Origin of the sequence: Stenotrophomonas sp. CASM110 (genome assembly GCF_049384345.1) — a bacterium.
GTDB classification, from domain to species: domain Bacteria; phylum Pseudomonadota; class Gammaproteobacteria; order Xanthomonadales; family Xanthomonadaceae; genus Stenotrophomonas; species Stenotrophomonas muris.
Window position 1 is genome coordinate 1 of sequence record NZ_JBMRGI010000017.1, and the last position, 22,646, is coordinate 22,646.

Genomic DNA, 22,646 nt, shown 5'->3' on the forward strand with positions numbered 1-22,646 from the left:
CGGTCCTGCCACCCCACACCGCCCCGCCTCTGACAGGTTCACTCGGCTGTTGGTGGGTGTCGACCTTGGTCGACACATCTGTCAGACATCGAAATAAATCTGGGGTCAGATCCGTTTTCCGCAGGAAAACGGATCTGACCCCAAGAGCCGTTCCGACAGATCGCAGGGAACTGTCGAAGGCGGGGTGCATCCAATGGGGTCAGATCCGTTTTCTGCAGGAAAACGGATCTGACCCCAAGAGCCGTTCCGACAGATCGCAGGAAACTGTCGAAGGCGGGGTGGGTCCGGTTGAGGGGGCGTGAGCCGCATGGATGCGGCGACCGAGCTTACATGGACGTACTTGCAGCGTCCCCCTCAACCGGACCCACCCCGCCATCCCACGGGGATGCCCGCTGTTGCTGTTGCTTCGGCTTCTGCGGGTGCCGGGCGCCGCCCGGCCGAACTACAATCCCGCTCATGCTGAATTTCTCGAATTCCTCCCGCCGGGGGCGCCGATGAGCGGCCGCGGTGGCAATGACGGCCAGGTCCGCATCATCGGCGGGCGCTGGCGCAATACCCGGCTGCCGGTGCCGACCCTGCCGGGCCTTCGCCCCAGCAGCGACCGCGTGCGCGAGACCCTGTTCAACTGGCTGATGCCCAAGCTCGGCGGCGCCCGCGTGCTGGACCTGTTCGCCGGCAGTGGCGCGCTGGGCCTGGAGGCGGTCTCGCGTGGCGCTGCCCACGCCACCCTGGTCGAGCGCGATGCGCAGCTGGGACGCAACCTGACCGCCGCCGTCGCCAGGCTGCAGGCCAGCGACCAGATCACCGTCGTGCAGGCCGATGCCCTGCGCTGGCTGCAAGGGGCGCAGGCGCAGCAGGCCGACCTGGTCTTCATCGACCCGCCGTTTGCCGATGGCCTGTGGCAGGACGTGCTGGCCCAGCTGCCGCGGCACCTGGCCGCCGACGCCTGGCTGTACCTGGAATCGCCGGCCGGCCACGTGCCGGTGCTGCCGCCGGACTGGCTGCTGCACCGCGAGGGTGGCACCCGCGAGGTGCGCTTTGCCCTGTACCGCCGTGCCACTGCTACACTTTGACCTCATCTGAACATCTGCATCCGCCCATGACCGTGGCCAACCGCCGCATTGCCGTCTATCCCGGCACGTTCGACCCCATCACCAACGGTCATATCGACCTTGTGAGCCGGGCCGCGCCGCTGTTCGAAAAGGTCGTGGTCGGCGTGGCGCAGAGCCCGTCCAAGGGCCCGGCGCTGCCGCTGGAGCAGCGCGTGCAGCTGGCGCGTGACGCGCTGGCCCACCACGGCAACGTCGAGGTCATCGGCTTCGATACCCTGCTGGCCCATTTCGTACGTTCGGTGCAGGGCGGGGTGCTGCTGCGCGGCCTGCGCGCGGTGTCCGACTTCGAGTACGAATTCCAGATGGCCAGCATGAACCGCCACCTGATCCCCGAGGTCGAGACCCTGTTCCTGACCCCGGCCGAGCAGCACAGCTTCATTTCGTCCTCGCTGGTCCGCGAGATCGCGCGCCTGGGCGGCGACGTGTCCGGTTTCGTGCCGGCCGCGGTGCTCGAAGCCCTGCGCAAGGTCCGCGAAGCGAAGTCGGCACAGTCGTAAGCCCCGCTGTACCCGCACCCCATTACGTACACCACCACGCACCATTCCGGGAGGAAACCCATGAACACCACCATGCGCGCGATGCTGATCGCTTCGTTGGCCCTGGCCTTCACCGCCTGCAAGAAGGAAGAGGCCGCTCCGGTCGACGAGGCCAAGCAGGCCCTGGTCGCCCCGGCCAAGGACGACGATGCAGGCTGGAAGAAGTACCTGCAGGAAGTGGCGATCCAGAACATGGGCAACATCACCAACAGCCCGTTCCTGTACTACCTCTCGCCGGAATCGGACCCGGACTTCCAGGCCAAGTACGAGCGCCAGACCGAGAGCGCGACCCAGGCCGTGGCCCGTGGCGTGCAGCCGGGCAACATGCTGGCCTTCGGTTCGTCGGCCTCGGGCAAGATGGCTGACATGATCCAGGCCGTGTTCAAGGACGTGTCGCCGGATTCGATGAAGGGCGTGCGCGTCGTCTTCATCGGCCAGTCGGCCGACAACGCCCGCGTGCAGGCTGCGATCCAGCCGACCGGTGCCGAGTACATTTTCGTCGAAGCCAAGTAATACCGAGCCATGGCGGCCATGCTCCGGCATGGCCCGGGCGGCATCCTGCAAGGGCGCCGCTGATGACCTGACCGGCCCGCGCGCCCGCGCTGGCCGGTCCTTTGTCCCAGGGCGCGGGCGAGGAGTATCGCCGTGTCGCTGAAAATCAACGAGCTCTGCGTCAACTGCGACGTATGCGAGCCGGCCTGCCCCAACCAGGCCATTGCGATGGGTGAAACCATCTACGTGATCGACCCTGCGCGCTGCACCGAATGCGTGGGTCATTTCGACGAGCCACAGTGCGTGGTCGTCTGCCCGGTCGAGTGCATCGACCCGGACCCGGAGATCGTGGAAACGGAAGACCAGCTGCTGGCCAAGCTGCGCCAGCTGCAGCACGATCACCCCGAACTCTACGCGGAGCCCCCATCCGAATGAAGACGCTGATCGTCCGCCCCCTGTTGCTGCTCGGCCTGCTGCTGAGCCCCATGGCCTGGGCTGACAGCCCGGCCCGTGCCGATCGCCCTGATGGCGCGGCCATTGCCAGCGGCCACGCACTGGCCACCCAGGCCGGCATCGACATCCTGGCGCAGGGCGGCAACGCCTTCGACGCTGCAGTGGCGGTGTCGTCCACGCTGGCGGTGGTCGAGCCGATCAGTTCCGGGTTGGGCGGCGGCGGCTTCTTCCTGCTGCACGACGCGGCCACCGGCAAGGATGTGATGCTGGATGCGCGCGAGACCGCCCCGGCTGCGGCGACCCCGCAGGCCTTCCTCGACAAGCAGGGCAACCTGGACCGTGATCGTTCGGTCAACGGTGCCTGGTCGGCGGGTATTCCCGGCCTGCCCGCAGCGCTGGTCGAGCTGTCGGCCAAGCATGGCAAGCTGCCGTTGTCGGCCTCGCTGCAGCCGGCGATCCGCATCGCGCGCGAAGGTTTCCCGGTGTACGACCGCATGGCCAAGGGCTACGCGTCGCGGCGTGAAGTGATGGAGCGCTATCCCGGCACGCGCGAGGTCTACCTGCGCAATGGCAAGCCGATCGCCAGCGGTGACCTGTTCAAGCAGCCGGAACTGGCGCAGACGCTGGAGCGCCTGGCCGCGGGTGGCTTTGATGGCTTCTACAAGGGCCAGACCGGAAAGCTGTTGCTGGCGGGCGTGAAGCAGGCTGGCGGCAAGTGGACCGCTGAAGAACTGGCCGGTTACCGCGTCAAGCAGCGCGAGCCGATCGTGTTCAACTACAACGGCTGGAAGATCACCACCGCGCCGCCGCCGTCGTCCGGTGGCATCGCGCTGGCCAGCATGCTGCAGATCCTGGAAGGCTGGGACATCAGGAAGATGGACCCGGCCCACCGCACCCACCTGGTGGTGGAGTCGATGCGCCGCGCCTACCGCGACCGCACCTTCTTCCTCGGCGATCCGGACTTCGTGCAGATCCCGCAGAAAGTGCTGACCAGCAAGGACTACGCACAGGGCCTGCGGGCGACCATCCATCCGGAGAAGGCCACGCCCAGCGACCTGCTGTCGGGCAACCCGACGCCGCTGGAAGATGACGAGACCACGCACTTCTCGATCATCGACCGCGACGGCAACCGCGTCGGCGCCACCCAGACCGTCAACCTGCTGTATGGCTCGGGGCTGATTCCCAAGGGCACCGGCGTGCTGCTGAACAACGAGATGGACGACTTCGCGCTGAAGCCGGGCACGCCCAATGCGTTCGGCGTGATGGGCTATGAGGCCAATGCGCCGAAGGCCGGCAAGCGCATGCTCAGCTCGATGACGCCGACCTTCATGGAGAACGCCGACAAGGTCGTGGTGCTGGGCACCCCGGGTGGCAGCCGCATCATCACCATGGTGCTGCTGGGCATCCTCGGCTACGACGACGGCCTGGATGCACAGCAGGTTGCCGCGCTGCCGCGCTACCACCACCAGTGGCTGCCGGACCTGGTCGAAGCCGAGGACGATGCGTTCGACGCGGCGACGGTGAAGCAGTTGCAGGCGATGGGCCACAAGATCGACCTGCCGGGTGACGTCGCCGCAGGCGGCCGCGGTTCCAGTCACGTGTGGGGCAACCTGCAGACCGTGGAATGGGACCGCAAGGCGAACAAGCTGTTCGGCGGCAGCGACCCCCGCAACCCGGTGGGCAGCGCCCAGGTCGTGCCGGCACGCTGATCCGGTAGCGCCGGCTGCTGGCCGGCAATCCGGCAGATTACCGAAACCCCGCCTTTGCCGGCGGGGTTTTCTGTTTCCTTTCTAGCGATTATTTAACGGGCCGGCGCCGATAATCGACGCATGAAACTCTGGTCTATTCGTGGAAACTCGCAGCGCCTCGATGGCGGCGCGATGTTCGGCAACGCACCGCGTGCGTTGTGGGAAAAATGGGCGGCGCCGGACGAGCTCAATCGCATCGAGCTGGCCTGCCGCGCACTGCTTGCCAGTCCGCTGGAAGGCAAGACCGTGCTGTTTGAAACGGGTATCGGGGCGTTCTTCGATCCGCGCATGCGCGAGCGCTACGGCGTGCAGGAAAGCCAGCACGTACTGATCGATTCGTTGCGCGAAGCCGGCTTCGAGCACGAGGATATCGACGTGGTGGTGCTCAGCCACCTGCACTTCGATCATGCCGGTGGCCTGCTGGCGGCATGGAGCGAAGGGCGAGAGCCGGAACTGCTGTTCCCCAATGCGACTTATGTGGTCGGTGCGCAGCATTGGCAGCGCGCTGTGCAGCCGCATCCGCGCGACCGTGCCAGCTTCATTCCGGAACTGCCGGGCCTGCTGCAGGCCAGTGGCCGGCTGGAAGTGGTGGACGGGGAGTACTCGAAGGCACTTGGCCGCAGCGTGCGCTTCAGCTACAGCGACGGGCATACGCCGGGACTGATGCTGGCCGAGATCGTCGGTCACGCGCATGCCGGCGAAAGTGCGCATGGTGGCGTGGTGTTCTGTGCCGACCTGATCCCGGGGCGCTCATGGGTACACGTGCCGATCACCATGGGCTACGACCGCAACGCCGAGCTGCTGATCGACGAGAAGCGGCAGTTCCTTGAAGACAAGCTGGCGCGCAACGTGCGGCTGTTCTTCACCCACGACCCGCAGGTGGCGCTGGCGCAGCTGGGCCGTGATGACAAGGGACGTTTCGTGACCCTGCACGAACAGGGCGAGCTGAAGGCGCGCGCCCTGGGGTAATGAAAAGGCCGGGCAATGCCCGGCCTTTCACTGACGGTGGTAGATCCACGCCATGCGTGGATGGCGTTCGATCCGGACGCGACGATTATGACGACTTCAGGCAGCTGCTCATGAAGGTCTTGCGCGCATCACCGGCCAGCTTCTTCGCGCCCGCGTCAGCGTTGCACTTGCGCATCCGTTCCTGCTGCGGATTGACCGCCTTGGTCTCGGCAGCGTGGCCGCTGAGGCAGGAGCTCTGCGCGGTCTTGTAGGCATCACCCTTCAAGCCCTTGTTCTTGGCCGAGCATTCGGCCATGCGCTGCTGCTGCGGGGTTGTGGCGTTGGCAGCCAGGGGCAGGCCGACCAGCAGGACGGCGGCCAGCAGGAAAGAGGCTTTCATCGGGAGCTCCAAGGGTGGCGGGTGCGCGGAGCATTCGCTTCAGGCCGGCAAGGCCACGTGAAGAATCACGCCAGTGCCGCGCCTGCTTGCGGCAACGTTCAGACCGGCGTATTACTTAGCTATATGGGTAAGTATTATCCTGCCATTGAAGACGTCTTCCAGGCACTGGCCGACCCGACCCGTTGCGCGATCGTAGCGGCGCTTGGGCAGGGACCGCGCACGGTGTCGATGCTGGCCGAACCCTTCGAGATGGCCTTGCCCTCGCTGATGAAACACCTGGCCGTGCTGGAGCGCAGCGGCGTGGTGCGCAGCCACAAGCAGGGGCGCACACGCACCTGCGAACTGGTGCCGGCGCGGCTGGGCCAGGCCGAACAATGGCTCGCAGAACAGCGTGCGGCTTGGGAAGCGCGTTCCGACCGCATGGTCGATTTCGTCGAAACCCTTCACCGACAGGAGCAGGCCCATGGCCGTAGACGCAGGTAACAACCCCGACACCGATCTGGTGATCTGCCGTGTGCTGAACGCACCGCGCGCCGCCTTGTGGCGGGCGTGGACCGACCCGGAACTGCTGCGCCAGTGGTGGTGCCCGAAGCCGTGGACCACCGAGGTGCGGGCATTCGACCTGCGCCCCGGCGGGGCCTTCCACACCTTCATGCAGGGCCCCGATGGCGGCAGCAGTGACAATCCGGGCAGTTTCCTGGAGATCGTGCCGCAGCAGCGCCTGGTGTTCACCTCGATGCTGGGTGCGGGCTGGCGACCGCAGTCACCCTGGCTGGGCTTTACCGCCGTGATCACGATGGAGGACGAGGGGCAGGGCTGCCGCTACACCGCGCGGGTGATGCACCCGGACAAGGCCCTGCGTGACCAGCATGAGCAGCTGGGCTTCTTCAACGGCTGGACCACCGCCATCGACCAGCTGGAAGCCTTCGCCGCCGGGCTGTAGGCCGGAATGCGGGGTGGTGGGGTCAGGGCCCTTTCTGCGAAAGGGGTCCGACCCCCGCGATGTTGGGGTCGGATCCCTTTCGCTGTGAAAGGGCTCTGACCCCGGTTCACCGGATCAACCGACGCGGGTACCGAAGATGCGGTCGCCGGCGTCGCCCAGGCCCGGCAGGATGTAGCCCTTGTCGTTGAGCTGGGCATCGATGGCTGCGGTGTAGATCTCCACGTCCGGGTGCACGGCCTTGACCGCTTCGATGCCTTCCGGCGCGGCCACCAGGAAGATGCCCTTGATGCGGCGGGCACCGGCACGCTTGAGCATGTCGATGGTGGCGATCAGGGTGCCGCCGGTGGCCAGCATCGGGTCCAGGATCAGCGCGTCGCGCTCTTCCAGGCGGCCGGTCAGGCGCTCGAAGTAGGGCACCGGCTGCAGGGTTTCCTCGTCGCGCTGCAGGCCGACCACGCTGACACGGGCCGCCGGGATCAGCGACAGCACGCCGCTGAGCATGCCCAGGCCGGCACGCAGGATCGGCACCACGGTGATCTTGGCGCCGGCAATACGCTGCACCGTCACCGGGCCGGCCCAGCCGGGCAGGGTGTGCGGCTCGGTGTCCAGGTCGGCGGTGGCCTCGTAGGCCAGCAGCGTACCCAGCTCGTTGGCCAGTTCGCGGAAATCCTTGGTGCTGAGCGCAGCGTTGCGCATCAGGCCGATCTTGTGCTGCACCAGCGGGTGGCGCACTTCGACGATCTTCATGGTCGGGAAGGGGGAATAAGGAGAGAGGAGGCCATTTTGCCGGATTGGCGTGTCGAACCCCAAACCGGGCCTGGATCTGATCTACATGAAATGTGCAGGCGCATGTCACGGCCATGCAACCTTGCGGACATACCGTGCAGACCCATTCTTAACAGGAATGGGGATTCCCAGTGCATATCAAGACTCCGTTGGCCGTTGCCATCACCCTGACCCTGGCGATGGGGGCCGCGGCACCGCTGCAGGCTGCCGGGCAACAGGCGGTAGCCGCTACCGGCGCCGTGGCGGCCGACGCGGTAGACCTGGACCGTATCGAAGTGCGCGCCCAGCTCGAATCGCAGATCCGCGCGGTCGACCTCAAGCGCAGCAGCGACGCCATCGAGGACGCGGTGTCCTCCGATGCCCTGGGCCAGTATCCGGACAAGAACGTGGCCGAATCACTGCAGCGCCTGCCGGGCGTCAGCGTGACCCGCGACCAGGGCGAAGGCCGCTTCGTGGTCATTCGCGGCCTGGATGCCAATCTCAACAGCGTCAGCGTGGATGGCATCGCCATCGGTACGCCGGAAGATTCCAGCCGCGCCGCGCCGCTGGACGTGATCCCATCGGACTCCACCGAGCGCCTGCGCGTGGTCAAGTCGCCGACCCCGGACATGCCCGGTGATGCCATCGGCGGCGCCGTGCTGGTGGAATCGGCGTCGGCCTTCGACCGCGACGGCCGCAGCCTGCGCGGCAAGATCGAGGGCAGCCACCAGCAGCTGTCCGGCGAGACCAGCCCCAAGGCCGCCTTCAACTACAGCGAAGTGTTCAACGACACGTTCGGCGTGGCGCTGGGCGTGAATTACCAGAAGCGGAAGTTCGAGTCGGACAACACCGAAGTGGAATATGACGGCGAGGACGATGCCGCCCCCGGTGACGTGACCGCGATCAACCTGCAGCACCGCAAGTACGAGATCGAGCGCAAGCGCATCGGTGCCAACCTCAACCTCGACTGGCGCCCCAACGAAGACAGCACGTACTACCTGCGCACGCTGTACAGCCAGTTCGACGATGCGGAGACCCGCCAGCGCGTGATCTTCAACTTCGACGACGCGAAGATGGTCAAGACCGGCACCGACCAGTACCGGCTCGATGGCATGCCGAAGGACTCGATCGACAAGCGCATGCGCTACCGCACCAAGAAGGAGAACACCTTTGCGGCCAGTCTTGGTGGCGAGAACAAGCTGACCAACGCCGTGGTCGATTACCGGATCGGCTACACCCGTACCGAAGAGCGCGTGAACGACGAGATGGAGGCGCGCTTCAAGCTCAACGGCAAGGCCTTCAATGGCACCCTGGACCAGAGCAGCCGCCTGCCCAGCTACAGCTTCGACAATCCGCAGTGGCTGGACAACGGCAACTACGCGTTCGACCGCGTCGTGCTTTCGCCCAAGCAGGTGAACGACAAGGAACACAGCGCGCAGGTCAACGTGCGCTTCGACGGCGACAGCAGCAGCATCAAGTTCGGCCTGCTCGGCCGCTGGCGCGACCGCGACGTGAATGTCGATGAGCGCGAACTGCGCGTCGGCCCGAAGGTGGTGCTGTCGAGCTGGACCACCTCTTCGCCGGAGCATCGCCACGGCAACATGGGGGATGGCATGGACTCGGCTGCGATGCGCGCGTTCTGGGCCGCCAATGGTGGCCAGTACAGCGCCCGCCCGCAGGATGTCGGCGGCAATGCGATGACGTCGCTGGAAGAGGATTACGTGGCCAGCGAGGACATCTTCGCCAGCTATGCCATGGGTACCTGGGATGTGGGCGCGCTGCGCATCATCGGCGGCGTGCGCGTGGAGAACACCCGCTTCAAGGCGGTCGGCAACCAGGTGGACGTGGCCGCCAACGGCCGCAGCTTCACCGTCACCCCGCGCGTGGCCAACAGCAGCTACACCAACGTGCTGCCGGGCCTGCATCTGCGCTATGACGCGGCCGATGACTGGGTGCTGCGCGCCTCGGCCAACAAGACCGTATCGCGCCCGTCCTTCGGCGACGTCTCGCCGCGCGTGGGTTACAGCCGCGGTGACGAGGAAGTGCGCCTGGGCAACCCGGAACTGGATCCGTACGAGTCGAAGAACATCGACCTGTCGGTGGAGAAGTACATCGGCAGCAGCGGCATCGTTTCGCTGGGCCTGTTCCACAAGTCGATCGATGGCTACATCGTGGAGACCGTGCGGACCAATGATCCGGCCTACGGCGGATTCGACGTGACCCAGCCGATCAATGGTCGCAAGGCCACCGTGCGTGGCGCGGAGTTCAACTGGCAGCAGCAGCTGGCCTTCCTGCCGGAGGGCCTGGATGGCCTGCTGATCGGTGCCAGTGGCACCTGGCTGGACACCACGTTCGATGCCGGCATCAAGGGACGTGAGGGCGAGGACTTCACCCTGCCGCGCGCTTCCAAGCATGTCTACAGCGCACACATCGGCTATGAAAAGTACGGTGTAAGCACGCGTCTGGCGGCCGTGTACCGCAGCGAGTATTTGGACAGCATCGGCAAGGGGCGTGCATTCGACATCTACGTGGCACCCAACACCCAGCTCGATTTCTCGCTGGACTACAAGTTCACCCCGCGCGTGAGCATGTACTTCGAAGCGCAGAACCTGCTGGACAAGCCGCTGGAGCTGTACCAGGGCACCCGCTCGCGCACCCTGCAGATGGAAGAGTACGGCCGCACCTATGCGCTGGGCCTGAAGGTGGCGCTGTGATGGGGCGTGGCGTCACTGTCCTGGCCGCCGCGCTGGCGGCTACGCTGGTCGCCGGCTGCACGCCGGCCACCGGCAACGATCCGGTTGCGGGAGCGGCCGCGCCGGCCGCCAATGGCGAGCGCGTGGTGAGCACCATCGCCGAAGCATTCCTGTCACCGATGACCCCGGCCGACAACATCGACTCGCCGGCGGCCTGGCGCGCGCCGGACGGCGCGCTGTGGCTGATCGCCACCGCCAAGGCCACCGACAAGCTGGTGGTCTACGACGGCAGCACCGGCCAGCACCTGCGTGACGTCGGCAGCAGCGGCACCGCACCGGGGCAGTTCGACCGCCCAAACGGCATCGCGGTGACCGACGACCTGCTGTGGATCGTCGAGCGCGACAATCACCGCGTGCAGGTGCTGAGCCTGCCGGACTTCGCGCCGCTGGCGACCTTCGCTTCGGACGACCTGCGCAAGCCGTACGGTCTGTGGGTCGACCGCCGTGCCGATGGCTACAGCGTCTACGTCACCGATTCCTGGGACAACGGCGAGGATGCGCAGGGGCGTGACATCCTGCCGCCGCTGGCCGAGCTGGACAAGCGCGTGCGCCAGTACCATGTGACCCGCGACGGCGCGAAGGTCGAGGCGAAGCTGGTGGCCAGCATCGGCGATACCACCGAGGCCGGTGCACTGCGCGTGGTCGAGTCGATCTGGGGCGACCCCGAGAACGACCGGCTGCTGATTGCCGAAGAGGACGAGCGCTACGCCAGCGAGTTCAAGGTCTACACCCTGGCGGGCCGCTTCACTGGCACCACCTTTGGCCGCGACGTGTTCAAGGCCCAGGCCGAAGGCGTGACCCTGCGCACCTGCGGCAAGGACGGCTGGTGGATCACCACCGAACAGGGCAAGCAGCGCAGCGTGTTCCACCTGTTCGACCGGCACACGCTGAAGCCGGTCGGCGCGTTCCAGGGCAATACCGTGGCCAACACCGATGGCATCTGGATGATGCAGCAGCCCAGCGCGCGCTTCCCACACGGTGCGCTGTATGCAGTACATGACGACCAGGGCGTGGTGGCCTTCGATTGGGAGAGCATCGCCAAGCAGCTGGCGTTGCCGCTGGAGTGTGGCGCATGAGCGGGCAGTGCATAATGCGCGCGCTGGCGCTGGGCCTGCTGCTGGCGCTGCCGTCGCTGTCGTTCGCGGCGGCCGAACCGAATACCCAGGTGCCGGCAGGTAGCCGCCACTACGCGGCGACGACGGTGCCGGACCGCATCGTCGCCTCGCCGGCGGTTGATTCCAGCCATGGGTTCGCCGTGGCCTGGCGTACCGACGACAGCGTGCAGGCGCCGCTGCTGGAAATCGCGCTGGCCGCAGATTCGCCGGCCATTGAAGGCATCCGCCAGGTGCGTGCGACGACCCGCGCGCTGCAGACCGAGAACGGTCTGTCGCACCACCATCGGGCAGATATCGATGGCCTGCAGCCGGATACCCAGTACGTCTACCGTGTGCAGGGCAATGGCAGCTGGAGCGCCTGGAACCAGCTGCGCACGCTGGCCAGCGCCGATCAGCCGCTGACCCTGCTGTACTTCGGCGATACCCAGAACAAGAACGTCAGCCATGTCAGCCGCGTGGTGCGCGCCGCGCAGAAGGCCGCGCCGCAGGCGCGCATGAGTCTGTTTGCCGGCGACCTGGTCAGCGGTGGCGACAACATGGATGACAGCGAGTGGGGTGAGTGGTTCGCTGCGACCAGTTGGCTGGCGCAGGAAACGCTGGTGGTGCCGGCCATCGGCAACCACGAGTACTTCGAGGAATTCGAGGACACCCCGCAGGAGCGCCGCGTGCTGGGCCGCCACTGGCCGGTGACGTTCGCGCTGCCGGGCAATGGTGCCACCGCCGCGCAGCAGACCAGCTACTGGTTCGATGCGCAGGGCGTGCGCGTGGCCGTGGTCGATGGCACATCGGCACTCGACCTCGGCACCGCCAAGGCACAGGCACAGTGGCTGGACAAGGTGCTGACCGGCAATCGGCAGGCGTGGACCATCGTGCTGCTGCACCAGCCGTTCTACTCGCCGCGCGAAGGGCGCGAGAACGCCGCGTTGCGTGACGTGCTGCTGCCGGTGGTACGCCGCCACAACGTCGATCTGGTGCTGCAGGGCCATGACCACACCTATGGCCGCCGTGGCGAAGGGCAAGCCGCGACACCGCAGTATGTGGTGACCGTGGCCGGACCGAAGCAGTACCGCCTTTCCGACGAAGCGCGCAGGACGATGGACCCGGTGGCCGAGGACACCCAGCTGTTCCAGGTGCTGAACATCGACCCGCAGCACCTGCGCTATGAAGCACGCACCGTGACCGGCCGTCTTTACGATGCCTTCGAACTGCGTCGTGATGCCAAGGGTGGAAAGCAGCGCACGGAGTTGACCGAAGGCCGCATCACGCCACGCGACTGCCCGCGTGCGCAGACCGCCAAGGGTCGCGCCGACCGCTGCTGGGAATGAGGAGACGCCGATGACCACACCCCGCCGCATCATTCCATTGGCTGCCATCGGCGCGTCCCTGCTGTTGCTGGCCAGTGCGGTAACCGCCGCCGATACCGTGCTGCATCCCTTCCTGGTCGCCCAGCCGGCGCAGGCCCCGCAGGAAGTGAACCTGGCGGTGGAGATCCCGGCCGGCAGCTTCACCAAGTACGAGATCAAGGAAGACGGCCTGGTGCACGTGGACCGCTTCCAGTCGATGCCGGTCGCCTATCCGGCCAACTACGGCTCGATGCCGCGCACCCTGGCCGGCGACAACGATCCGCTGGATGCGCTGGTGTTGACCCGCGAACCGCTGCATCCGGGCGTGATCGTGCGTTTCCGGCCGATCGGTTACCTGAAGATGATCGATGGCGGCGAGCACGACGAGAAGATCATCGGGGTGCCGACCGACAAGGTCGACCCGACCTACGCCAACATCCGCGACCTGGCGGACCTGCCGGAGGCCGAACGGCAGCGGATCGAAGCGTTCTTCCGCGTCTACAAGGACCTGCCGGCCGGGCGCAACCCGGTGCAGCTAAATGGCTGGGGCAACGCCGCCGAGGCACGGTCAGTGATCCGCGAGGCCATACAGCGGTTCAAGCGCTAGAACCCCGCCGTGGGTGGGTGGCCGGACGCGCGCATCACCTTCACCGCCCCTGGCTATCATGTCCGCCTTCCACATCGAAGGCGGTGCATGTGTCGGTAGCGTTGGTATGGTTCCGCCGTGATCTGCGGCTGCAGGACAATCCGGCCCTGCAGGCCGCGCTGGATGCGGGTCACGACGTGGTGCCGGTCTATCTCCACGCGCCGCACGAGGAAGGCGAGTGGGTGCCTGGCGCGGCCTCCGATGCGTGGCGCCACCGTTCACTGGGTGCCTTGGACGCCGACCTGCGCACGCGCGGTTCGTCGCTGGTGCTGCGTAGTGGTGACAGCCTGCCGGCCCTGCAGTTGCTGATCGGGCAGACCGGCGCCGAGGCGGTGTACTGGAACCGCAAGTACGAGCCGGCTACGCAGGCACGCGACGCCACCATCAAACGCACGCTGCGCGAGCAGGGCATCGACGCACAGAGCTGCAATGGCAGCCTGTTGTTCGAGCCCTGGGACATCGCGACACAGCAGGGTCAGCCGTACAAGGTGTTCACTCCGTACTGGCGCAACGTACTCAGTCATTGGCGCCTGCCGACGCTGAGTGCCGCGCCGAAGGCACTGACCGCGCACTCGGTCGACGGCCTCGCATTGGACGAGCTGCGGCTGGCGCCCACGCTGGACTGGGATTCCGGCTTCTGGGAGCACTGGCAGCCGGGCGAGGCCGGCGCGCTGGAGGCGTTGTCCGTGTTCGAGGACGGCGCGTTGCGCGGTTACCGCGAGCAGCGTGACCTGCCGGACCGGGTCGGCACCTCGCGGCTGTCGCCGCATCTGCATTTCGGCGAGATCGCACCGTGGCGCATCGCGCATGCGCTGGAGAGATTGCGCAGTGCCGGCACTGACGCCGACATCGACGGCTATCTGCGGCAACTGGGCTGGCGCGATTTCGCCTACCACCTGTTGCATCACTCCCCGAAGACGCCGACCGACAACCTCAATCCGCGTTTCGACCGCTTCCCTTGGGCCACGCCCACTGCAGCGCAACTGCATGACTGGCAGCGCGGCAACACCGGCGTGCCGATCGTCGATGCGGGCCTGCGCGAGCTGTGGCACACCGGTTACATGCACAACCGGGTACGGATGATTGTTGCCAGCTACCTGTGCAAGCACCTGCGTGCGCACTGGCTGCAGGGCGCGCGCTGGTTCTGGGACACCCTGGTCGATGCCGACCTGGCCAACAACACGATGGGCTGGCAGTGGGTGGCAGGCACCGGCGCCGACGCGGCCCCGTACTTCCGGGTGTTCAACCCGGTTACCCAGGCGGAGAAGTTCGACCCGCAGGCGCGCTACATCAGCCGCTGGGTGCCCGAACTGGCGGCGCTGCCGGTGAAGGCGCGCTTCGCGCCGTGGCAGCATCCGCTGCTGCTGGCGGCGCATGCCCCGGGCTACCCGCGTACGCCGCTGGTGGATCTGGCCGCCGGCCGCGATGCTGCGCTGGCCGCCTACCGGCAGACGGGGGCTGGGTAAAGCGCGGGCTGAGCGTTCCAGTCAGTTAGCTGAACGCGGCCCTGTTGCCGCGACCGATCATCATCCCGACATCGCATCGGGCTGTTTATTCTCTCTGCGCCCGTAAGCCGCCGACCCGACCGGAAAACAAGGAGAACCACATGATCCGCAACACCACCCGCAACGTCGCACTGGCCCTGATGAGTGCGGCCGTCCTGTCGGCCTGCGCCACCGGCGGCTCCTATGTGCAGAGCGACCAGTACGGCAACCCGACCGAACAGCAGAACCGTACCGGCCGCAACGCGCTGATCGGTACCGCCATCGGTGTGGCTGCCGGCCTGCTGACCGGCGACAGCGCCACCGAGCGTCGTCAGCACGCACTGATCGGTGCCGGTATCGGTGCGCTCAGCGGCGCCGCCGTCGGCCAGTACCAGGATCGCCAGGAACGCGCGCTGCGCGAGCGCACTGCCAACACCGGCATCGATGTGCAGCGCCAGGGCGACAACATCATGCTGAACCTGCCGGACGGCATCACCTTCGACTTCGGCAAGGCCACCCTGAAGCCGCAGTTCTACGGCTCGCTCAACGGTGTGGCCGGTACGCTGCGCGAGTACAACCAGACCATGATCGAAGTGGTGGGCCACACCGACAGCATCGGCAGCGACGCGGTCAACAACCGCCTGTCGAAGGAACGCGCCGATTCGGTGGCGCAGTACCTGATCGGCCAAGGCGTGCAGAGCGTGCGCATCGAAACGCTGGGGGCCGGCAAGTCGTATCCGATTGCCGACAACAGCACCGATGCCGGCCGTGCCAAAAACCGTCGCGTTGAAATCCGCGTGATTCCGCTCAAGCAATAACGCGTAGCGTTGTTGCTGTTCCGGCCTGGCCGGAACGAAAATGCCGCCCTTGCAGGCGGCATTTTTGTGGGTGCCGAGCTTGCTCGGCACGCCGACAGCATTCCCGTTCGCGGCTTCTCCGAACGGCGCCGACCAAGGTCGGCATCTACCGGACGCCCGGCGCAGTCGGAAGGAAATGCCGCAACTCATCTCCTGGTAGATGCCGACCTTGGTCGGCGCCGTTCCAACCGCAGTCGAGCATGGCTCGACTCTACAGAAGCCGGTTACACCGCCGAGGCGGCGACCTTCTCCAGGATGCGCTTGCCGCTGCTCTCCAACGCCGCGTCTTCCTGGGCCTTCTGCTGCTGTGCCAGCTTCGCACCCGGGCACTGCGCCAGCATGTAGTTGGCGTCGAAGTTGAGCTTTTCCACCAGGAAATCGACGAACGCCCGCACCTTCGGCGAGACCAGGCGGCCACCGGCGAACACGGCGTTGAAGTCCACTTCCGGGCCGGTCCAGCCGGCCAGCACGCGCCGTACCATGCCGGACTCGACGAACGGCTTGGCCATCACATCACCGGTCAGCAGCAGGCCTTCGCCACACACCAGTGCACCATTAAGCGCAGACATGTCGTTGGCGGTCATCAGCGGGGTGACCGGGAAGTCACGCAGTTCGCCGCCGTTCTCGCCCAGCTGCCAGGTGAAGCGCGGTGAATTGCCAGTGTGATACGGCTTGCGCATCGCCAGGATGCGATGGAACTGCAGTTCTTCCGGATGCAGCGGCTCACCATAGCGCTCGATGTAGGCCGGGCTGGCGAACACCTGCGTGCGCAGGCTGCCCAGCTTGCGCGCGACCAGGTTGGAATCGGGCAGGGCGCCCACACGCAGCGCCAGATCCGCTTCGCCGGCAATCAGGTCCAGCTTCTCGTTGCCCATGTGCATGTCCAGGCGGATTTCCGGATACTGCGCATGGAACTGGCCCAGCAGCGGGGCGATCCAGGTGATGCCGATCGAATAGGGCACGGTGAAGCGCAGCCAGCCGCGCGGGCCGGACTGCAACTGGCTCACCGCGCTTTCGGCTTCTTCCAGCTCGCGCGCGATGCGCTGGCAATGCTCGTGGTAGATCGAGCCGGCTTCGGTCAGGCCGAGGCGGCGGGTGGTCCGGTGCAGCAGCCGCGCGCCCAGGCGCGTTTCCAGCTCCTGCACTTTGCGGCTGACCGTGGTCTTGGGCAGGCCGAGCGATTTGGCAGCGGCAATGAAACTGCCTTGCTCGACCACCTTGACGAAGATCAGCGTCTCGTTGAGATCGTGGGACATGGTCGGGGATCCTGGACGTCGGGGATGGGACAATCGTGACAGAACGATTGGACCGGGAGCGGGATGATTATTCCCCTTAATCAGGACTAATCAAGTAAAGGTTTGAGGTCTATCGTGGCGCCATTCGTGAAATGGAGCCCCCTCGCCATGAGCCTGCGCAACATTCTTGCCCGCTTCCGGCATGTCGGCCAGAACACCCTGGACCTGGCGATGACCGTCGAAGCCCGTCCGAGTTCCTTGGTACACAAGGACTTTCGTGAGTTTACCGCGCCCATGCGTCAGCAGCGTGGCGGTGCCATCCGCCTGGCCCCGCACAAGGGTGACCGGCTGCGCCGGATCGGGACTATCCCGGATTTGGGAGGAAATGTCCCGTGAATGGGATACTGACGCCCGAAGTCCTGGTCCTCGGCGGCACCGGTGCCGTCGGCCAGGGCGTGGTCGGCGCATTGCTGGAAGCCGGCAGCCCTGTGCTGGTGGTTGGCCGCGACCCGGGTCGGCTGGCGGCGCTGCATGAGCAGTTCGCCGACGAGCCTGGCCTGGAGACGCTGCTGGGCTCGCTCAGCGATGACGGCTCGGCACGTGCCTTGGCCGAACGCATCGCGCAGCGCCCGCGTCCGCTGGCGGCGGTCATCGCCGCAATGGGTGGCCCCTACCGTCGCGGCCGGGTGACCGACCGCAATGGCGATGAGCTGTTGGGGGCGATGCAGGCCGACCTGATGCCGCACGTGCACGCGGTGCGTCACCTGCTGCCACTGCTGCAGGACAACGTGCATGCACGCCGCTACGTGATGATCGGCAGCCCCGCCAACGCCAAGCCCTGGGCGGGCTACGGCGAGACCTCGATCACCACCGCCGCGCTGCGCATGTACGCGCAGGTGGTGCACCAGGAAGCGCAGGCACTGGGTGTGCGCGCGCAGATGCTGGAAGTCTGCAGTCCGGTGTGCACCCCGGCCAACGCGGCCAATGCGTGCATCGAGTGGCCAAGTTCGTTGCTGGTCGGTCGTCGTGTGGTCTCCCTGCTGGACGGCTGCCGCGACAACCGCGCCATCGTCCGCTGCGACAGCAGCGATGCCGAACTGCCGCGCGGCCTGCTGCACCTGGATGTCCCTCCACTGTGGCGCGATACCGCGGGCATCGCTTGACCTCGACCATGGTTGAGGTCGCAGTATGCGCCGCCGATTTTTGCAACACGTTCTCATATAGCTGTACCACCCCTCCGTACGGATGCATGCCATGACTTCCCCCAATACCACCCCACATCGTTTCGGCCATCGCATCGCGATGGTCGGCGTGTCGATCCTCGCCGCGGCCGTGCTTGCGGCCTGCAGCGGCGGCCATGCCGAAGAGGCCGGTGCTCCGCCGCCGCCGCAGGTCAGCGCCGCGCCGGTGCTGGTCAAGCAGGTCAGCCAGTGGGACGAGTTCAGCGGCCGCGTCGAAGCGGTGCAGAGCGTTGAACTGCGCCCGCGCGTGTCCGGCTACATCGACAAGGTCAACTACGTCGAAGGCCAGGAAGTGAAGAAGGGCGAAGTGCTCTTCACCATCGACGCGCGCAGCTACCAGGCCGAGTACGATCGCGCGGCCGCCGAGCTGGCCCGCGCCCGCACCCAGGCCACGCTGGCCCGCAGCGAGTCCGAGCGTGCCAAGCGGCTGTCCGAGCAGCAGGCGATCTCCACCGAGACCGCCGAGCAGCGCCGCGCGGCTGCCGACCAGTCCGGCGCCGCCGTGCAGGCCGCGCAGGCGGCGCTGGATGCAGCCCGCCTCAACCTGGAGTTCACCAAGGTGCGTGCACCGATCGATGGCCGTGCCGGCCGCGCGATGGTCACCGCCGGCAACCTGGTCACCGCCGGCGACAGCGCCAGCGTGCTGACCACGCTGGTCTCGCTGGATACCGTGTTCGTCTACTTCGATGCCGACGAAAGCACCTTCCTGCGCTATGCACAGATGGCACGCAAGGGCGAGCGCCCCAGCGAGCGTGACAGCGCGCTGCCGGTGAAGGTCGGCCTGTCCGGCGAAGAGGGCTACCCGCATGCGGGCAAGGTCGACTTCCTCGACAACCAGGTGGCCCGCAGCACCGGCACCATCCGCGTCCGTGCGCTGCTGGACAACGCCGACCGCCAGTTCACGCCGGGCCTGTTCGCCCGCGTGCAGCTGCTTGGCAGCGGCCAGTTCCAGGCCATGCTGATCGATGACAAGGCCGTGCTGACCGACCAGGACCGCAAGTACGTCTACGTGGTAGACAAGGATGGCAAGGCCCAGCGCCGCGACATCCAGCTCGGCCGCACCGCCGACGGCCTGCGCATTGTCGAGCACGGCCTTGCCGCCGGCGACAAGGTGATCATCGACGGCGTGCAGAAGGTCTTCATGCCGGGCATGCCGGTGCAGGCCAAGGCCGTGGCGATGCAGCCGCAGGCTGCGCCGGCACCGGGCCGCGATGCCACCGCCGCCCTGAACCACTGATCCGCCGGCTCCTGATCCGCGTCCCCGCTTAGCTGCCGGCGCCAGCGGCAGCCTTCCCTGCCTTCGTCATCCCGGCGAGGGGCAGGGTGGCTGTTGCCCGCCGGACGCCTTTCCCAGGAATTCCTCCATGGACTTTTCCCGTTTCTTCATCGACAGGCCGATCTTCGCGGCGGTGCTGTCGATCGTGATCTTCGCCGCAGGCCTGATCACGATTCCAATCCTGCCGATCAGCGAGTACCCCGAAGTGGTGCCGCCGTCGGTGGTCGTGCGCACGGTGTATCCGGGCGCCAACCCCAAGGTCATTGCCGAGACCGTCGCCACGCCGCTTGAAGAAGCGATCAACGGCGTCGAAGGCATGATGTACCTGAAGTCGGTTGCCGGCTCGGACGGCGTGCTGCAGATGACCGTCACCTTCCGCCCCGGTACCGATCCGGACGCGGCGGCGGTGAAGGTGCAGAACCGCGTGGCGCAGGCGCAGGCGCGCCTGCCCGAGGACGTGCGCCGGCAGGGCGTGACTACGCAGAAGCAGTCGCCAACCTTCCTGATGGTGGTGCACCTGACCTCGCCGCAAGGCAAGTACGACACCCTGTACCTGCGCAACTACGCCCGCCTGCACGTCAAGGATGCGCTGGCGCGTATTCCGGGCGTGGGTGACGCGCAGATCTTCGGTGGCGGCGACTACGCCATGCGTGCCTGGCTGGACCCGGACAAGGTGGCTTCGCGTGGCCTGACCGCCAGCGACGTGGTGCGTGCCATGCGCGAGCAGAACGTGCAAGTTTCGGCGGGCCAGCTCGGCGCCGAACCGTTGCCGAACAGCCAGTTCCTGACCCTGATCAACGCCCAGGGCCGCCTGAAGAGCGAAAAGGAATTCGGCGACATCGTGCTCAAGAGCGGCACCGATGGCGAGATCGTGCGCCTGGCCGACGTGGCCCGCCTTGAACTGGGTGCCGGTGACTACACCCTGCGCTCGCAGCTGGATGGCAAGAACGCGGTCGGTATCGGTATCTTCCAGTCGCCCGGTGCGAATGCGCTGGAGATTCGTGACCAGGTCATCTCGACGATGGACGAGATGCAGAAGACCATGCCGGCCGACGTGAAGTACGAAGCGGTGTATGACACCACCATCTTCGTGCGCGACTCGATCAAGGCCGTGGTCTCCACGCTGCTGGAAGCCATCGCCCTGGTGGTGCTGGTGGTGATCCTGTTCCTGCAGACCTGGCGTGCCTCGATCATCCCGTTGATCGCGGTGCCGGTGTCGGTGGTGGGTACCTTCGCCGCGCTGTACCTGCTGGGCTTCTCGATCAACACGCTGAGCCTGTTCGGCCTGGTGCTGGCGATCGGCATCGTGGTCGACGACGCGATCGTGGTGGTGGAGAACGTCGAGCGCAACATCGAGGAAGGCCTGTCACCCACCGCTGCGGCCCACCAGGCCATGCGTGAAGTGTCCGGCCCGATCGTGGCGATCGCGCTGGTGCTGTGTGCCGTGTTTGTGCCGATGGCCTTCCTGTCCGGCGTCACCGGCCAGTTCTACAAGCAGTTCGCAGTCACCATCGCCATCTCCACGGTGATCTCGGCGATCAACTCGCTGACCCTGTCGCCGGCCCTGGCCGCGCGTCTGCTGAAAGCCCATGGTGCTCCGAAGGATGCGCCGAGCCGCCTGATCGACCGCCTGTTCGGCTGGGTGTTCCGTCCGTTCAACCGCTTCTTCAAGTCCAGCTCGGAGAAGTACGAGCGTGGCGTAGCCCGCATCCTCGGCCGTCGTGGCGCGGTGTTCGTGGTCTACGCGATCCTGCTGGTCGGTACCGGCGTGATCTTCAAGCTGGTGCCGCCGGGCTTCATCCCGACCCAGGACAAGCTGTACCTGATCGCCGGTGTGAAGCTGCCGGAAGGTTCGTCGATCGCGCGCACCGATGAAATGCTGCGCAAGGTCGCCAAGATCGCCCAGGAAACCGATGGCGTGGCCCACACCATCTCGTTCCCGGGTCTGAACGCGCTGCAGTTCACCAACACGCCGAACACCGGTGTGGCGTTCATCCCGCTCAAGCCGTTCGCCGAGCGCCATGGCCGCACCGCCGCACAGATCAATGCCGAGATCAACCAGAAGATCGCCGGCCTGCAGGAAGGCTTCGCGTTCGCGATGATGCCGCCGCCGATCCTCGGCCTGGGCAACGGCAACGGCTACCAGATGTTCATCGAGGACCGTGGCAATCTGGGTTACGGCGCGCTGCAGAACGCGGTGCAGGCAATGCAGGGCACCGTTGCGCAGACGCCGGGCATGGCCTTCCCGATCAGCAGCTACCAGGCCAACGTGCCGCAGCTGGATGCCGAAGTGGACCGCGTCAAGGCCAAGGCGCAGGGCGTGCAGCTCACCGAGCTGTTCGACACCCTGCAGACCTACCTCGGTTCGGCCTACGTCAACGACTTCAACCAGTTCGGCCGTACCTGGCAGGTGATCGCCCAGGCCGACGGTCCGTTCCGCGAGACGGTCGAGGACATCGGCAAGCTGCGTACCCGCAACGACCGCGGCGAGATGGTGCCGATCGGTTCGATGGTCACCATCAAGCAGACCTTCGGCCCGGACCCGGTGCTGCGCTTCAATGGCTATCCGGCAGCAGACCTGGCCGGTGAGGCCGACCCGCGCCTGCTGTCCTCGGCCGAGGCGATGAACAAGCTGACCGAGATCGCCGGCAAGGTGCTGCCGGTGGGCATGACCACCGAATGGACCGACCTGAGCTACCAGCAGGCGACCCAGGGCAAGGCGGCCTTCATCGTGTTCCCGGTGGCGATCATGCTGGCCTTCCTGGTGCTGGCCGCGCTGTACGAGAGCTGGTCGCTGCCGCTGGCGGTGATCCTGATCGTGCCGATGACCCTGCTGTCCGCGCTGTTCGGCGTGTGGCTGACCGGTGGCGACAACAACGTGTTCGTGCAGGTCGGCCTGGTGGTGCTGATGGGCCTGGCGTGCAAGAACGCGATCCTGATCGTCGAATTCGCCAGAGAGCTGGAGATGGGCGGCAAGGGCATCGTTGAAGCCGCGCTGGAAGCCTGCCGCCTGCGTCTGCGCCCGATCGTGATGACCTCCATCGCCTTCATCGCCGGTACCGTGCCGCTGGTGCTGTCGCACGGCGCGGGTGCCGAGGTGCGCTCGGTGACCGGTATCACCGTGTTCGCCGGCATGCTGGGCGTGACCCTGTTCGGCCTGTTCCTCACCCCGGTGTTCTACGTGGCCCTGCGCAAGTTCGTCACCCGCAACGGCGGTGGCCAGCTGGTGCAACACGGCGAGCCGACCATCCACCACTGACATGGAACCCCGTCGCCGCCGGTCACTGGCCGGCGGCGGC

General features: G+C 66.5%; 21 protein-coding genes. 18 read left to right on the top strand and 3 right to left on the bottom strand.

Going from position 1 to position 22,646, the window contains the following annotated elements; all coding sequences use genetic code 11:
* The first annotated feature begins 494 nt into the window (after positions 1 to 494).
* The 6 genes from rsmD (at position 495) to VG561_RS14840 (ending at position 5,310) form a co-directional block, all read left to right on the top strand.
* Entirely contained in the window at positions 495 to 1,073 is a 579-nt protein-coding gene (rsmD, locus tag VG561_RS14815; protein ID WP_014646773.1) for a 16S rRNA (guanine(966)-N(2))-methyltransferase RsmD, read from the top strand.
* Between the two features lie 26 nt (positions 1,074 to 1,099).
* On the top strand, positions 1,100 to 1,609 hold the full coding sequence (gene coaD, locus VG561_RS14820) for a pantetheine-phosphate adenylyltransferase (RefSeq protein WP_262094222.1): 510 nt from the start codon (positions 1,100 to 1,102) through the stop codon (positions 1,607 to 1,609).
* A 60-nt stretch (positions 1,610 to 1,669) separates the two neighbouring features.
* Positions 1,670 to 2,161 carry a hypothetical protein gene (locus VG561_RS14825; protein ID WP_005409092.1) on the top strand — a complete coding sequence of 164 codons (492 nt, stop codon included), beginning with the start codon at positions 1,670 to 1,672 and terminating at the stop codon, positions 2,159 to 2,161.
* Positions 2,162 to 2,293: 132 nt separating this feature from the next.
* Positions 2,294 to 2,575 carry a YfhL family 4Fe-4S dicluster ferredoxin gene (locus VG561_RS14830; protein WP_004153175.1) on the top strand — a complete coding sequence of 94 codons (282 nt, stop codon included), beginning with the start codon at positions 2,294 to 2,296 and terminating at the stop codon, positions 2,573 to 2,575.
* The gene (gene ggt / locus VG561_RS14835; RefSeq protein WP_423179729.1) at positions 2,572 to 4,302 is read left to right on the top strand and encodes a gamma-glutamyltransferase; all 1,731 of its coding nucleotides are present in this window, start codon (positions 2,572 to 2,574) and stop codon (positions 4,300 to 4,302) included. Before VG561_RS14830 ends, ggt begins: the two co-directional genes overlap by 4 nt.
* Positions 4,303 to 4,422: 120 nt before the next feature.
* On the top strand, positions 4,423 to 5,310 hold the full coding sequence (locus VG561_RS14840) for an MBL fold metallo-hydrolase (protein WP_019338337.1): 888 nt from the start codon (positions 4,423 to 4,425) through the stop codon (positions 5,308 to 5,310).
* A gap of 85 nt (positions 5,311 to 5,395) precedes the next feature.
* Here VG561_RS14840 and VG561_RS14845 read toward each other — a convergent pair whose 3' ends face one another.
* On the bottom strand, positions 5,396 to 5,689 hold the full coding sequence (locus tag VG561_RS14845) for a PsiF family protein (RefSeq protein WP_046430010.1): 294 nt from the start codon (positions 5,687 to 5,689) through the stop codon (positions 5,396 to 5,398).
* A gap of 57 nt (positions 5,690 to 5,746) precedes the next feature.
* On the opposite strand from VG561_RS14845, the gene VG561_RS14850 reads away from it, so the two are divergent.
* Together VG561_RS14850 and VG561_RS14855 are read left to right on the top strand one after the other, a co-directional pair.
* Complete coding sequence (locus VG561_RS14850) at positions 5,747 to 6,172, top strand: ArsR/SmtB family transcription factor (protein WP_229653747.1); 426 nt, start codon at positions 5,747 to 5,749, stop codon at positions 6,170 to 6,172.
* Complete coding sequence (locus tag VG561_RS14855) at positions 6,153 to 6,632, top strand: SRPBCC domain-containing protein (RefSeq protein WP_197606404.1); 480 nt, start codon at positions 6,153 to 6,155, stop codon at positions 6,630 to 6,632. Before VG561_RS14850 ends, VG561_RS14855 begins: the two co-directional genes overlap by 20 nt.
* Before the next feature lie 114 nt (positions 6,633 to 6,746).
* Here VG561_RS14855 and upp read toward each other — a convergent pair whose 3' ends face one another.
* Positions 6,747 to 7,379 carry a uracil phosphoribosyltransferase gene (gene upp, locus VG561_RS14860; RefSeq protein ID WP_005409099.1) on the bottom strand — a complete coding sequence of 211 codons (633 nt, stop codon included), beginning with the start codon at positions 7,377 to 7,379 and terminating at the stop codon, positions 6,747 to 6,749.
* 218 nt (positions 7,380 to 7,597) lie between these two features.
* On the opposite strand from upp, the gene VG561_RS14865 reads away from it, so the two are divergent.
* From VG561_RS14865 to VG561_RS14890, 6 genes are all read left to right on the top strand, one after another.
* Entirely contained in the window at positions 7,598 to 10,111 is a 2,514-nt protein-coding gene (locus tag VG561_RS14865) for a TonB-dependent receptor (protein WP_414615654.1), read from the top strand.
* The gene (locus VG561_RS14870) at positions 10,111 to 11,226 is read left to right on the top strand and encodes a phytase (RefSeq protein WP_423179730.1); all 1,116 of its coding nucleotides are present in this window, start codon (positions 10,111 to 10,113) and stop codon (positions 11,224 to 11,226) included. Before VG561_RS14865 ends, VG561_RS14870 begins: the two co-directional genes overlap by 1 nt.
* Positions 11,223 to 12,590: a metallophosphoesterase gene (locus VG561_RS14875; protein ID WP_423179731.1), complete on the top strand. Its 1,368-nt coding sequence runs from the start codon at positions 11,223 to 11,225 to the stop codon at positions 12,588 to 12,590. The genes VG561_RS14870 and VG561_RS14875 overlap by 4 nt, the downstream gene beginning before the upstream one ends.
* A 10-nt stretch (positions 12,591 to 12,600) precedes the next feature.
* Positions 12,601 to 13,215 carry an inorganic diphosphatase gene (locus tag VG561_RS14880; RefSeq protein ID WP_134808745.1) on the top strand — a complete coding sequence of 205 codons (615 nt, stop codon included), beginning with the start codon at positions 12,601 to 12,603 and terminating at the stop codon, positions 13,213 to 13,215.
* 89 nt (positions 13,216 to 13,304) lie between these two features.
* Entirely contained in the window at positions 13,305 to 14,720 is a 1,416-nt protein-coding gene (locus VG561_RS14885) for a cryptochrome/photolyase family protein (RefSeq protein WP_423179732.1), read from the top strand.
* A gap of 140 nt (positions 14,721 to 14,860) precedes the next feature.
* Positions 14,861 to 15,556, top strand: coding sequence for an OmpA family protein (locus VG561_RS14890; RefSeq protein ID WP_014646784.1), 696 nt, complete (start codon positions 14,861 to 14,863; stop codon positions 15,554 to 15,556).
* 263 nt (positions 15,557 to 15,819) lie between these two features.
* Here the strand turns inward: VG561_RS14890 and VG561_RS14895 are convergent, their stop codons facing one another.
* On the bottom strand, positions 15,820 to 16,851 hold the full coding sequence (locus tag VG561_RS14895; protein WP_032959145.1) for a LysR family transcriptional regulator: 1,032 nt from the start codon (positions 16,849 to 16,851) through the stop codon (positions 15,820 to 15,822).
* 147 nt (positions 16,852 to 16,998) lie between these two features.
* Here VG561_RS14895 and VG561_RS14900 point away from each other — a divergent pair, with 147 nt between their 5' ends.
* The 4 genes from VG561_RS14900 to VG561_RS14915 all read left to right on the top strand — a co-directional run bounded on the left by VG561_RS14900 (position 16,999) and on the right by VG561_RS14915 (position 22,606).
* Positions 16,999 to 17,226, top strand: a complete 228-nt coding sequence (locus VG561_RS14900; RefSeq protein ID WP_041863314.1) for a hypothetical protein — start codon at positions 16,999 to 17,001, stop codon at positions 17,224 to 17,226.
* Positions 17,223 to 17,993, top strand: coding sequence for an SDR family NAD(P)-dependent oxidoreductase (locus tag VG561_RS14905; RefSeq protein ID WP_014646786.1), 771 nt, complete (start codon positions 17,223 to 17,225; stop codon positions 17,991 to 17,993). The genes VG561_RS14900 and VG561_RS14905 overlap by 4 nt, the downstream gene beginning before the upstream one ends.
* Before the next feature lie 91 nt (positions 17,994 to 18,084).
* On the top strand, positions 18,085 to 19,308 hold the full coding sequence (locus tag VG561_RS14910) for an efflux RND transporter periplasmic adaptor subunit (RefSeq protein WP_014646787.1): 1,224 nt from the start codon (positions 18,085 to 18,087) through the stop codon (positions 19,306 to 19,308).
* A 127-nt stretch (positions 19,309 to 19,435) separates the two neighbouring features.
* Positions 19,436 to 22,606 (top strand): efflux RND transporter permease subunit, encoded by a 3,171-nt coding sequence (locus VG561_RS14915; RefSeq protein WP_014646788.1) that lies wholly within the window; start codon positions 19,436 to 19,438, stop codon positions 22,604 to 22,606.
* The last annotated feature ends 40 nt before the right edge of the window (positions 22,607 to 22,646 follow it).